The 12,433-nt window shown below is 72.1% G+C and carries 13 protein-coding genes; 6 read left to right on the top strand and 7 right to left on the bottom strand.

Going from position 1 to position 12,433, the window contains the following annotated elements; translation table 11 throughout:
- Positions 1-174: 174 nt before the first annotated feature.
- The 3 genes from AB0H62_RS27610 (at position 175) to AB0H62_RS27600 (ending at position 2,858) form a co-directional block, all read left to right on the top strand.
- Positions 175-1,068, top strand: coding sequence for a RecB family exonuclease (locus tag AB0H62_RS27610; protein ID WP_220240791.1), 894 nt, complete (start codon positions 175-177; stop codon positions 1,066-1,068).
- Complete coding sequence (locus AB0H62_RS27605; protein WP_354878829.1) at positions 1,068-1,859, top strand: thioesterase family protein; 792 nt, start codon at positions 1,068-1,070, stop codon at positions 1,857-1,859. Before AB0H62_RS27610 ends, AB0H62_RS27605 begins: the two co-directional genes overlap by 1 nt.
- Before the next feature lie 63 nt (positions 1,860-1,922).
- Complete coding sequence (locus AB0H62_RS27600; RefSeq protein WP_220240793.1) at positions 1,923-2,858, top strand: ParA family protein; 936 nt, start codon at positions 1,923-1,925, stop codon at positions 2,856-2,858.
- Between the two features lie 186 nt (positions 2,859-3,044).
- Here AB0H62_RS27600 and hisG read toward each other — a convergent pair whose 3' ends face one another.
- The 3 genes from hisG to AB0H62_RS27585 form a co-directional block, all read right to left on the bottom strand.
- Complete coding sequence (gene hisG, locus AB0H62_RS27595; protein ID WP_220240794.1) at positions 3,045-3,890, bottom strand: ATP phosphoribosyltransferase; 846 nt, start codon at positions 3,888-3,890, stop codon at positions 3,045-3,047.
- Positions 3,891-3,925: 35 nt separating this feature from the next.
- Positions 3,926-4,189 carry a phosphoribosyl-ATP diphosphatase gene (locus tag AB0H62_RS27590; RefSeq protein WP_184778231.1) on the bottom strand — a complete coding sequence of 88 codons (264 nt, stop codon included), beginning with the start codon at positions 4,187-4,189 and terminating at the stop codon, positions 3,926-3,928.
- 65 nt (positions 4,190-4,254) lie between these two features.
- The gene (locus AB0H62_RS27585) at positions 4,255-4,941 is read right to left on the bottom strand and encodes an HAD family phosphatase (protein ID WP_255638038.1); all 687 of its coding nucleotides are present in this window, start codon (positions 4,939-4,941) and stop codon (positions 4,255-4,257) included.
- Between the two features lie 335 nt (positions 4,942-5,276).
- Between AB0H62_RS27585 and AB0H62_RS27580 the strand changes: the two genes are divergently transcribed.
- Entirely contained in the window at positions 5,277-6,191 is a 915-nt protein-coding gene (locus AB0H62_RS27580; RefSeq protein WP_220240795.1) for a PAC2 family protein, read from the top strand.
- Between the two features lie 68 nt (positions 6,192-6,259).
- Here AB0H62_RS27580 and AB0H62_RS27575 read toward each other — a convergent pair whose 3' ends face one another.
- From AB0H62_RS27575 to AB0H62_RS27560, 4 genes are read right to left on the bottom strand one after another with little or no spacing between them, the layout of a single operon-like run.
- Positions 6,260-7,207, bottom strand: coding sequence for a phosphotriesterase (locus AB0H62_RS27575; RefSeq protein ID WP_360589074.1), 948 nt, complete (start codon positions 7,205-7,207; stop codon positions 6,260-6,262).
- Positions 7,204-8,034, bottom strand: coding sequence for a metallophosphoesterase (locus tag AB0H62_RS27570; RefSeq protein WP_220240797.1), 831 nt, complete (start codon positions 8,032-8,034; stop codon positions 7,204-7,206). The genes AB0H62_RS27575 and AB0H62_RS27570 overlap by 4 nt, the downstream gene beginning before the upstream one ends.
- Positions 7,998-9,272 (bottom strand): MFS transporter, encoded by a 1,275-nt coding sequence (locus AB0H62_RS27565; RefSeq protein ID WP_360589072.1) that lies wholly within the window; start codon positions 9,270-9,272, stop codon positions 7,998-8,000. The genes AB0H62_RS27570 and AB0H62_RS27565 overlap by 37 nt, the downstream gene beginning before the upstream one ends.
- Positions 9,269-9,856 (bottom strand): helix-turn-helix domain-containing protein, encoded by a 588-nt coding sequence (locus AB0H62_RS27560; RefSeq protein WP_220240799.1) that lies wholly within the window; start codon positions 9,854-9,856, stop codon positions 9,269-9,271. Before AB0H62_RS27560 ends, AB0H62_RS27565 begins: the two co-directional genes overlap by 4 nt.
- Positions 9,857-10,025: 169 nt before the next feature.
- Here AB0H62_RS27560 and AB0H62_RS27555 point away from each other — a divergent pair, with 169 nt between their 5' ends.
- On the top strand, positions 10,026-10,511 hold the full coding sequence (locus AB0H62_RS27555; RefSeq protein ID WP_360589069.1) for a MarR family transcriptional regulator: 486 nt from the start codon (positions 10,026-10,028) through the stop codon (positions 10,509-10,511).
- Between the two features lie 154 nt (positions 10,512-10,665).
- Entirely contained in the window at positions 10,666-12,276 is a 1,611-nt protein-coding gene (locus AB0H62_RS27550) for an ABC-F family ATP-binding cassette domain-containing protein (RefSeq protein WP_360589068.1), read from the top strand.
- Positions 12,277-12,433: the final 157 nt, after the last annotated feature.

Genomic DNA, 12,433 nt, shown 5'->3' with positions numbered 1-12,433 from the left:
ACACCCCCCCCCACCACACCCTCTGCCCCTCCCCCCCCCTCCGCGGATGGCGGTGCGATCGGCCGCCAGGCCGATCCGACCGCCCCCATCGAAACACCGACTCAAAGGCGATCTCGCCGCCTCGGCGAAGCCGGGGCCAAAGATTCTGTCGGTGCCCAGCGTTACGCTCTGGCCATGCCCGACACCGCTACGGTCATCACCCCACCGGGAACCGGTGACGCGCCCGTCCGCAGGCGGCCGGCGCTGTCGCCGTCACGTGCCAGCGATTTCAAACAGTGTCCGCTCCTCTACCGATTCCGGGCCGTCGACCGGCTGCCCGAGGTGCCCACGAAGGCCCAGGTGCGCGGGACGCTCGTGCATGCCGTGCTGGAACGGCTGTTCGGTCTGCCCGCGGGTGAGCGCGTGGCGCCGCGGGCGAAGGATCTGCTGGCGCCCACGTGGGCGGAGCTGTCGGCCGCGAGTCCGGAGTGGACCGAGCTGTTCACGGACGCCGAGGAGGGCGAATCCGACAAGTGGCTGGCGTCGGCGGAGAAGCTGCTCGACGCGTATTTCGAGCTGGAGGACCCGCGCCGGCTGGAGCCGGAGGCGTGTGAGCTGCACGTGGAGATCGAGCTGGGCTCGGGGGTGCTGCTGCGCGGGTACATCGACCGAGTGGACGTGGCGCCCACGGGCGAGATCCGCGTGGTGGACTACAAGACCGGGGCCGCGCCGCGTGAGATCGGCGAGGCCAAGGCGATGTTCCAGATGAAGTTCTACGCCGTGGTGCTGTGGCGGCTGCGCGGCATCGTGCCGCGGCAGCTGAAGCTGATGTACCTCACCGACGGCCAGTCGCTCGCCTACACGCCCGACGAAGCGGAGCTGGTGAGGTTCGAGCGCACGCTGGAAGCCATCTGGCAGGCGATCCTCAAGGCGGGCAAGACCGGCGACTTCCGGCCCAACCCGGGCAAGCTGTGCTCGTGGTGCGACCACCAGGCGCACTGCCCGGAGTTCGGCGGCACTCCGCCGGAGTACCCCGGCTGGCCGGAACCCGACGCGGGCGAAGAGACCGCACTGGACCGGGCCGACTGATGGCCGACGCGTTCTACGTCCCGCTCGGCGACGAGCGGTACGCCGCGACCGAGCACACCAGCGGCCCCTGGGCACCCGGCGCGCAGCACTTCGGGCCACCGTCGGCGCTGCTCGCGCGCGGGCTGGAACAGCTCGAAGCGCCGCACCCGGCGCTGATCGCGCGCGTGACCATCGAGATCCTCGGGCCGGCGCCCGTCGCGGAACTGGACCAGCGGTCGTGGATCGAGCGGCCGGGCCGGTCGGTGGAGCTGTTGCAGTCGGAGCTGTCCGCGGGCGGCAAGCTGATCGCCCGGGCCAGCGCGTGGCGGATCGCGACCACCGACACCACGAGCGTCGCGACCGACGCCGGTCCCCTGCTGCCCTCGGCCGAGGTGGGCACGGAGACGACGTTCCCCGCCGACTGGCGCGGCGGTTACCTCAACGCCGTCGAGTGGCGGGCCGTGCGCGGCAGCATCTCGGCACCGGGCCCGGCCGCGGTGTGGGGCCGGCAGCGGATCCCGCTCGTCGACGGCGAGGAGCCCACCGGGTTGCAGCGGCTGTTCGCGGTCGCGGACTCGGCCAACGGCGTGTCCCACTTCCTGCCCACCGACGACTGGTGGTTCATCAACTCGGAGCTCACGGTCCACCTGCGCCGGGCGCCGGAGGGCGAGTGGATCGGGCTTGACGCCGTGACCCTGGTCGGCCCGCACGGCGTCGGCACCGCCACGAGTACTCTGCACGACGGCTCCGGTCCGATCGGCACCGGCGCGCAGGCTCTGCTCGTCCGGCCGCGACAGGCCCAAAACGGATAACCGCGCGCCCGCGCCCCAGATCCAATAACCTTCGCGGAAAGACCGACAAGGGAGCGCTCCGGCATGCAGATCACCTCGGTGGTCAACCAGAAAGGCGGGGTCGGCAAGACCTCACTCAGCGTGGGCGCGGCCGCGGCGTTGGCCGAACGCGGCCGGCGCGTGCTGCTGATCGACCTCGACCCGCAGGGGCACGCGACGACCGAGATGCTCGGCCTGGCTGAGGCGTCCGGTGACACACCCACGCTCGCGAAGGCGCTCACGAAGCTCTGGAAGGGCCCGATCGAGGAGCTCGCGGTGCCGCACCCGCGCAGCAACCTCGGCCGCGGCGGCGCGTTCGACGTGATCCCGACGTCGCCGGGCATGTTCGACCTGATCCGCCGGCTGGACTCGTTCCGCGTGCCGGGCTGGCAGCTCGCGCGCGTGATCCAGTTCGCGAACTACGACCACGTGGTCATCGACTGCCCGCCCGCGCTCGACGTGCTGACCAACAACGCACTCGCGGCGTCACACGGAATCCTGGTGCCGGTGCAGCCGGACAAAACGAGCATCCGCGCGCTGCGGCTGCTCGGCGACCAGGTGCGCTACGTGGAACAGACCACCGGCCGCACGCCGATCGCGTGGTACGGGATCGTGCCCGGGCTCTACCGCCGCCCGATCTCCCACTACGCGGCCGCCGCGCTACAGGAGATGCACAGCTTCGGCGTCCCGATGCTCTCGCACGTACCGCTCGGCGTCGTGATGAACGAGGCCGCGGCCAACGGCGTTCCCGTCACCACGTACGCCCCGGAAACCCTGCAGGCCCTGTCGTTCCGCGAGATCGCCGAAACCCTCGACGGCTACCTGGCCCAGAACCCCGGCCCCACCGAAGTCCCGGCCGACGACGAGTTCGTCTTCGAGGACTTCATCTCCGAAGTCGCGATGACCCGCAACGCCAACGACAACGGCGCCCGCAAAAAGCTCTACGACTTGATGCCCAAACGCCCTACCCGGCCGAGGTAGCTGTCTGTCCTTATCGGACGGTCAGCTCAAAGGCGAACCGCTGGGTGACCACAGCGCGAGATCGCGCCGGCGTTTGAATCGAGCGATGCGATCGGCCCCCGGCCGATCAGATCGCTCGATTCAAACGCCGGCTCAAAGGCGATCTCGCACGCCTCGGCGGAGCCGAGGCAGAAAACACAGCTTTGACTACAACCGGCAGGAGCGGATGTCCGAGGCGAGGATCGCCTTGGCGCCCACTTCGGCGAGTTCGTCCATGATCTGGTTGACCTTCTTGCGCGGCACCATCGCGCGCACGGCGACCCAGTCCTCGTCGGCCAGCGGGGCGACCGTCGGCGACTCCAGGCCCGGGGTGATGGCGATGGCCTGCTCCAGCAGCGTGCGCGGGCAGTCGTAGTCGAGCATCATGTACTGCTGCGCGAACACGACACCCCGCAGCCGCGCTGCCAGCTGGCTCTTCGCCTTCGCCGAGTCGCTGCCCGCGCGCTGCAGCAGCACGGCCTCCGACACGCAGATCGGGTCGCCGAAGGCCACCAGGTTGTGCTGGCGCAGCGAGCGACCGGACTCGACCACGTCCGCGATCGCATCGGCGACGCCGAGCTGGATCGAGATCTCCACGGCGCCGTCGAGGCGGATCACCTCGGCCTCCACGCCGTGGCGGGCCAGGTCCTCACGTACGAGCCGCGGGTACGAGGTCGCGAGACGCTTGCCCTGCAGGTCGGCCGGCTTCCAGTCCTGGCCCGCCGGGGCGGCGTAGCGGAAGGTGGACCCGCCGAAGCCGAGCGCGAGCATCTCCTCGACCGGCGCGCCCGAGTCGAGCGCGAGGTCGCGGCCGGTGATGCCGAGGTCCAGCTCGCCGGAGCCGACGTAGATCGCGATGTCCTTGGGGCGCAGGAAGAAGAACTCGACCTCGTTGACCTGGTCGAGCACGGTCAGGTCCTTCGAGTCATGTCGCTTGCGGTAGCCCGCCTCGGAAAGCATCTCGGCCGCCGCCGCGGCGAGGGCTCCCTTGTTAGGCACGGCAACACGCAGCATGTGACTCTCTCCTCGATCTCCGGTGCGCGAACGCGTCACAGGTAGCGGTAAACGTCCTCGGTCGAGATCCCCCGGCCGAGCATGAGTACCTGGACCCGGTACAGCAGTTGCGAGATCTCCTCCGCGAGGCGGTCGTCGGACTCGTGCTCGGCGGCGATCCACACCTCGCCGGCTTCCTCGAGCACCTTCTTGCCCTGTGCGTGCACCCCGTCGTCGAGGGCGACGACGGTGCCGGACCCGTCGGGACGGGTGCGGGCGCGCTCGGCAAGCTCCGCGAACAGCTCATCGAAGGTCTTCACGGTCTGCAGATCCTTCCATCCCGCACGGGCGGGCGCTGCCCCGGGTGACCCCGATGCCGCAAGGGTCACACTCGCGGCAGCAACGCGGCCAGCGCGGCCACGTCGACGCCCGCGAGCGACTCGCGGAACACCCGCCCCGGCCCCGCCGGAACCTCCACGTCGTTCGGGACCACGAGCACCGAGCAGCCGGCGCTCTCGGCCGACTCCGCGCCCGGCGGCGAGTCCTCCACCGCGACGCACCGCTCCGGCGGCACGCCGAGCAGCTCGGCGGCCTTGAGGTACGGCCTCGGGTGCGGCTTGTTCAGCCCGTCGACCTCGTCACCGCACACCGTGACGTCGAAGAACTCGCGGCCGATCGTCTGCAGCGCCAGCTCCGTCAGCGCGCGCTCGGTCGACGTGACCAGCGCCGAAGGGATGCCGGCGGCCTTCACCGCGGCCAGCGCCTCGCGCGCGCCCGGGCGCCACGGCAGCGCGTCGTCGAACAGGCCCGCCGTGCGCCGTCGGATCCACGCGCCGGTCTCGGCGACCGACTCCGGCGTGACCTCCCGCGCGGTCACCTCCAGCAGGTAGGTGGCCGTGGCGTCCATGTTGGACCCCACGAGCGTCATCCGCTGCTCCTCGGACAGCCTGCCACCGAGCGCTTCCGCGCACTCGTACAGCGCGACGTCCCAGAGCTTCTCGGAATCGACGAGCGTGCCGTCCATGTCCCACAGGACGGCGCCCAGTCCGTCCGAAGAGGACGGTGCAGTCACGGTTTCTCCTTGTCGGTGCGTCGGCGGGTGGACGGACGGCCGCGGCGCACCCGCACGAATCCGCCCCGAAAGAGTGGGCTTGCCTCGTGCCGGCGGCGGCCCCGGACCGTCCACCGGGGGGACCGGGCACGACGGCGGGCCGGATCGTCTCCAGTATCCCATCCGCATCGCGCCGCCGGGCGGGGGCGCCGCGCACCGTCCACAAGGCGCTGAGCTGCGGCTCCCCGGCGTGTCCCGCACACCGGTACCCGGGCGCCGCGCGCGGGCGGCGGTGGTGACGGCGCGCGGTCGGACATGCTGCACAGGTTACGGGCGAAGGGTCGTAGGCTGGGAAGGTGAGTGAGCCAGTCGACGAGACCCAGCGACCCGGAGACCCGGATCGCGCCCGCCCGGAATCGAAGCGCCCCCTGATGGTGGTGGCCTTCGAAGGCTGGAACGACGCTGGCGACGCGGCCAGCCGCGCGATCGAGCATCTGCAGCTCAACTGGGACGCCACCCCGCTGGCGGAGCTGGAGCCGGACGACTACTACGACTTCCAGGTCAGCAGGCCGACCATCAGCATGGTCGACGGCGTGACCCGGCAGGTGGAGTGGCCGACCACGCGCCTGTCCATCTGCCGGCCCGAGGGGCTCGACCGCGACGTGGTGCTGGTGCAGGGCCCCGAGCCGAACATGCGCTGGCGCGCGTTCTGCGCGGAGCTGCTGGAGCACATCATGCAGCTCGACGTGGACACCGTCGTCGCGCTGGGCGCGCTGCTGGCCGACACCGCGCACACGCGGCCCGTCCCGGTCACCGGGACCGCCTACGACAAGGACACCGCCAGCCGGTTCCGCCTCGAGCTGAACAACTACCAGGGGCCGACCGGGATAGTGGGCGTGCTGCAGGACTACTGCGTGCAGGCCGGCATCCCCGCCGTGTCGATCTGGGCGGCGGTGCCGCACTACGTGTCGCACCCGCCGTCCCCGAAGGCGACCCTGGCGCTGCTGCACAAGCTCGAGGATGTCCTCGACGTCGAGATCCCGCTGGGCGCGCTGCCCGAGCAGTCCGAGGAGTGGCAGCGGACCGTCAGCGAGATGGCCGACGAGGACGAGGAGATCAGCGAGTACGTCCGCAGCCTCGAAGAACGCGGCGACGCGGAAACCGACTTCACCATGGAGGAGGTCTCCGGCGACAAGATCGCGGCCGAGTTCGAGCGCTACCTGCGCCGGCGCCGCCCGGGCCAGGAGGGCGGGGGCTTCGGCCTCCGCTGAGCCGCTACCCAGCCGGAATGGCCCCTGCCGCACTCGCGGCGGGGGCCTTTCCCGTCTCCGGGCTCGGCTCAGCGACGCCAGCGGGCCGCGAACGCACGGGCCGGATTCGAGACCAGCATCGCCTGCACGATGTCGTCGCCCAGGGCTCGGACGAGCCGGGGCCGCAGCGTCGTGAGCAGGTACGGGATGCCGGGGCCGCCGCCGGAGGACAGCCGGGCCGCGGCGGTGGTCGTGTCGCCGCCGAGGAGCAGCTGGCCGGTGTGACCGGAGGTCGCGAGCTCGAACAGCAGGTCGGCCAGGCGCCAGTCGGTGGCGTGGTTGGCGCGCGACGGGCCGTCGAAACCCAGGAAGACGCCGGTGTCGGCGACCTCTCGCAGCACACGCAGGTCGGGGTTGCGGTTGAGGTGGCCCAGGATCACGCGCGACGGCGGCACGGCCAGCTCGCCGCACAGCAGGTCGGCGACCTCCCGGGCCGCGGTGCCCAGCTCCAGGTGCACGGCGATCGGCGCGCCCGTTTCCTGATGGGCCTGCGCGGCGGCGACCATCGTCCAGCGGGCGTGCCGGTCGACGACGTGGAACGCGCCCGCGACCTTGATCAGGCCCGCGCGAGGTCCGGTGCGGTCGGCGTCCGGGTCGTCGCCCGCGGGGATGCCGTCGAGGAGGTCGGCCACGAAGATCTCGGCCAGCCGGTCGGCGACGCGGTCGAGGACGTCGGCCGGGTAGTGCTCGGCGCGGTGGAAGCCCGTCGCGGCGACGACGTGCACGCCGGTCGCCTGCGAAAGCGCGGCGAGGTCGGCCGCGCGGCGGTTCAGGCCGAACGGCGTCCACTGGACCACCGTGCGCCCGCCCGCGGCCGCGAACGCCCGCAGTTCGGCCTCGGCGGCCGCCACGTCGTCGAGCTCCTGCCCGGCGAGCTGCCGGGAGGCGAAGAACAGGTGGTCGTGGGCGTCGCACACCTCGAGTGACGAGGGCGCGACGTCGCCGAGGACGGTGCGAATCCGGGGTTCGCCGGTCACGCAGTCAGCAGCTTCCGTAGCGGCACGGCCCCGCGGGCGCGGCGGCTCCACTCGCGCGGGTAGCCGAGCGAGACCTCCTCGAACCGCACGCCGTCGGCCGACGTCGTGCGCGGGATGTGCAGGTGGCCGTACACGGCGAGCTCGGCGCGGTAGCGCAGGTGCCAGTCCTCGGTCTCCGTGGTGCCGCACCACAGCGCGAAGTCCGGGTAGTGCAGCGGCGCGGTCGGGTGGCGGTGCAGCGGCCAGTGCGACACGAGGATCGTGCCGTGCTCGGCCGGGATGGCGTCGAGGCGGTCGGTGCTGACCTTCAGGCGCTCGGCGCACCAGGCCTGGCGGCTCGGGAACGGGTCGGGGTGCAGGAAGTACTCGTCCGTGCAGACCACGCCGGCCTCGCGTGCCTGCGCGAGCGCCTCCTCGATCGTCTTGCCCGCGGCGGCCGGGGTACGCCAGCTGTAGTCGTAGAGCACGAACAACGGCGCGATCGTCAGCGGCCTGGCGCCGTGCTCCCACACGGGGAACTCGTCCTCGGGAGTCAGCACGTCGATCTCCCGGCACTGCTCCACGAGGAACTCGTAGCGGGCCTGGCCGCGCAGCTGCGACTCGTCCTTCGGCGTGGTCCACAGCTCGTGGTTGCCCGGCACCCAGACGACCTTGGCGAACCGCTCGCGCAGGGTGGCGAGCGTGTCGCGGATGACGGACGAGCGTTCGGCGACGTCACCGACCACGAGCAGCCAGTCTTCCGGCGAATCCGGCACGACACGGTCGAGGATCGGCCCGTTGCCCTCGTGGGTCACGTGGAGGTCGCTGGTGGCGAAGAGAGACGGCACTCCTCCACCGTAGCCATTTCCCGACCGGCAGATCGCCAGAACCGCCCCTTACGCCACCCCAGCAGCACCAGCCCGGCCACCACGTAGACGCCGGCCTGCACGTCGAGCAGCACCGCCGGGCCGGTCACGGCCACCAGCGCCCCGGCGAGCAGCGACCCTGCGGCCTGGGCCGCCGCGACCACAGCGAACACCGTGCTCAGCACCCGGCCGGCACGCTCGGGCGCCGCCGCGCTCTGGACGTGCGCCAGCAGGCCGGCGCCCGTGAGCACCGCGGGTCCGCCGGCCACCGCGAACAGGCCCACGTAGATCCCCAGCGCCGTCGTGAGGGCTGCCGTATTCCAGATCAACGCCGACACCAGACCGGTCGCCAGCGAGCCCCACGCGAGCAGCGAAGCGCCCGCCACGCGCCGGGCGAGCGTCGCCACACCGAAGCCCGCCGCCAGCCCGCCGATCGCCTGCACGCCGCGCAGCAGCCCCGCGTCGGCCTCGCTGCCGCCGAGCACGTCCAGCACGAAGACCACGAACAGCACCAGGAACATCCCCTGGGCCACGGACACGAGCACCGTCGCGATCCCGGTGGCCCGCAGCCGCGGGTCCCGCGTGAGCTCTCTCAGCCCGGCCAGCCACGCGCCGACGACGGTTTCCCGGCGTGGCTGACGGACGCGTGGCGCCGCCGGACCCGGGAACGGACGCGCGAGCAGCAGCGCCGCGACGGCGAGCGCGCCGAGGTACCCGAGCACCACGCGGTCCAGCCCGCCCCAGCCGAGCAGCGCGCCACCGGCCCAGCCGCCCGCGAGCCGGGCGACGCTGCCGTTCACGCTCATCAGGCCGTTGGCGCCCGTCACCTCGGCGACGCCGACCAGCTCCGGCACCAGCGCGTTGCGCGCCGGTTCGAACACCGACGCCAGCCCGGCCTGCGCGGCCGTCACCAGGTACACGAGCGCGACGGGGATGCCGTCTCCTGCGAGCAGCGGCAGCGCGACCGCTGCTTGGCCGACGCACACCACGGCGAGCACGGCCCGGCGGTCCCACCGGTCCGCGACGACCCCGGCGACCGGGCTCAGCAGCACCGCGGGCAGCAGGCCGAGCACGACGCTCAGCGCCGTCGTCGCGGCCGAGCCGGTGGTCGCGAACAGGAACACCGGCAGTGCGACCTGCAGCATCCACTCGGCGGACTCGCCGAAGAACGCGGCCAGCCAGAGCCGCACGAACGCGGGCACGCCCAGCAGCTGTCTCACGACACCGGCTCCCCGTCTGGCCCGAGCCGCAGGAACGCGCGCAGGCCGACGTGCACCGCCAGCGCGTCTTCCGGCGTGTCTTCGCGGATGGCGCCGACGTACGGGCGGACCAGCGCGTCAACCGCCTGTAGCAGCCGGTCGAGCTCCGCCGGCGTGACCTGCAGCGTGTACGAGCTGAAGCCGCCCACCGCGCGCCAGGCCGGGTCGAGCGTTTCGAGGGAGTCCAGGTAGCGCCGCGTGAGGTCCTGTTCCTCCGCGAGCTGCGTGCCCACCACGGCCAGCTGCGCCCGGTTGAACGCCGGGTCGTCCCCCGGGTCGCCGAGGTCGAGGCCGACCTGCAGGGCGCGCCACGGCCGCTCGCGTCCGTCGGTGGCGTCGGCGCGTTCCACGAGGCCGTGCTGCGCGAGCCGGCGCAGGTGCCAGCTGCAGTTGGACGCGGTGGAGCCGACCGCGTCGGCGCATTCGCTGGCCGTGCGGGGCCCGACGGCCATCAGGTGGTGCAGCAGCGCCGAACGCAGGGGGTGCGCCAGCGCACGCAGCAGCTCGGCGTCGTCGATGCGTTTGCGCGGCGGCAGCTCGGCCATCGGTCCTCCGGCTCTGCGACTTCAAATCCTGAAGGGTTTCTTTCGAAACTTCCCTTTCAGAGTTGCAGCCGCCCGACCTGCTGTCAACGGGCTTCGCTACCATCACGGACAGTTACTGCTCCGCGCAGTCGTTGTGTCCGCCAGCCACTCCCGCGCCGAGGACGGTCTGTTGCCCCACCAGCGAGAACTCGCCACTGCCGCCGCACTGGCACTCCCCCGGTTCGTGAGCGCCACGGTCCGCTTCCACACCGCAGTCGCCGACCGGCTCGGCGTGACACCGGCCGAGCTGCACTGCCTGCAGCTCGTGCACAGCGGCGCCACCGACTCCCCCACGCAGCTGGCGCAGCTGCTCGGGATGACCACCGGCGCGTTCACGCGGATGCTCGACCGGATGGAGCGCGCCCGGCTCGTGGAGCGCGCGCCCGACCCCGCGGACCGCCGGCGGCTGCGCGTGCGGGCGCTGCCCGACCGCATGGCGGAGCTGACCGAGCTCTACGCCCCGCTCGCCCAGCGTCTCGGCGAACGCCTGGCCGGGTTCGACCGCCGTCAGCTCACCGCCCTGGTGTCGTTCCTGACCGAGGGCGAGTCGGCCGCGGACCTGGCCACACAGCAGGTCGACGAGGCCGCGCGGCAGCCTCGCGAAATTCGGGGTTGACTAACCCTACTGGTGTTGCGTTAACCTCTTCCCATCATGGACAACTGAGCCCAGCCCTTTCCCGCACCGAGGCAGCTTCCGGTCGAGCACCGCTCCCGCGAGCCACGAGTCCCGTCGGGGAACCCGCTTTACCCACCAGGGCCGGTGATCCCCCATGTCTTTGTCCCTCAAAGCCACCGACGTCGTGTTCGGCTACGGCGCCAGGACCGTCCTCGACGGCGTCTCGCTCACCGCGTCGGCCGGGCGCCGCCTCGGGCTCGTCGGCGAGAACGGCACCGGCAAGTCCACGCTGCTGCGCCTGCTCGCGGGCTTCGAACAGCCGCGCTCGGGCGAGATCGTCCGCGGCGACGACGTCGGCTTTCTGTTGCAGGAGCTGCCGTTCCCGGCGTCGGCGACCTTCGGTGACGTCCTCGACCACGCGCTGGCCGACATCCGCTCGGCCGCCGCTCGGCTCGACGCGCTCACCGCGGCGATGACCGACCAGCCCGACGACGCGGGCGTACTCGACGAGTACGGGAAGCTCCTGGAGTGGGCACAGGCCCACGACCTCTGGGACGCCGACCGCCGCGCCGAGCTGGTGTGCGACGGGCTGGGCCTCGGCGCGCTCGGGCGCGACCGGCTCCTCGGCGAGATGTCGGGCGGGCAGCGGTCCCGGCTCGGGCTGGCGGCACTGCTGATCCGCCGTCCCGCCACGATGCTGCTCGACGAGCCGACCAACCACCTCGACGACACCGCGATGGAGTTCCTGGAGCACCACCTCGCGGAGCTGTCCGGCATCGTCGTGCTGTCCTCGCACGACCGCGTGTTCCTCGACGCGGTGTGCACCGACATCGTCGACCTCGACCCGGCGCCGGCCGACCGGCTCGTGGGCGGGGCGACGCGCTACGGCGGCACCTACAGCGACTACCTCGACCAGAAGCGGGCCGAACGCGCGCGCTGGGAGCAGCGCTACACCGAGGAACAGGACGAGCTGAAGGAGCTGCGGGAGTCCGTCGCGGTCACGGCGCGGCGGGTCGCGCACAACCGCGCGCAGCCCGACGGCGACAAGAACCTCTACAACTTCAAGGGAGGCCGGGTGCAGAAACAGGTGTCCCGGCGCGTCCGCAACGCCCAGGCGCGGCTCGACGAGCTAGAACACGACCAGGTGCGCAAACCCCCTGCGCCACTGCAGTTCCGCGCGCGCCTCACGGCCGCCGCGTCCGGCGAAGGACCGGCGATCACGGTGCGGGACCTGGACGTGCCTGGCCGGTTGACCCTCGACCGGCTCGACGTGAACGGCTCGGCACGCCTGCTCGTGACCGGCGGCAACGGTGCAGGCAAGTCCACGCTCCTGTCGGTGCTGGCGGGCCGGCTGGCACCCTCGCGCGGGTCCGTCCACTTCGGACCCGGGCTGCGCGTGGGGTTGCTGGAGCAGGACGTTGTGTACCCTGATCCGGAGCGCGTGGCCCACGAGGTCTACCGCGCCGCGCTCGGGGACGACGCGCCGCCGTTGTCCCGCCTGGGTTTGCTGTCTTCGCGGGACCTCGGCCGGCCCGTCGGCGAGCTGTCCGTGGGCCAGCGGCGGCGGCTCGCGCTCGCGGTCCTGCTCGCGGACCCGCCGGACGTGCTGCTCCTCGACGAGCCGACCAACCACATCTCGCTCACCCTCGCCGAGGAGCTCTTCGCAGCACTGCACGCCGCTCCGGGCGCCGTCGTCATCGCCTCTCATGATCGCTGGCTGCGCCGCCGCTGGCCCGGCAACCACCTGGACCTGACGGCAACCTAACCCGCGACTGTATAGGTCGTTATACAACACAGGACGCCCCGAGCCGAACGCGCGCTTCAAGGTGCCCCGGCTTCGGCGACCACAGCGCGAGATCGCGCCGGCGTCTCGATCGAGCGGTGCGATCGGCCCCCGGCCGATCAGACCGCTCGATCGAGAC

This window comes from Amycolatopsis sp. NPDC050768, assembly GCF_040654155.1.
In the GTDB taxonomy this organism is placed as follows: domain Bacteria; phylum Actinomycetota; class Actinomycetes; order Mycobacteriales; family Pseudonocardiaceae; genus Amycolatopsis.
The sequence above is the reverse complement of the archived record's forward strand: the minus strand, read 5'-3'. Positions and strand labels throughout refer to the sequence as shown.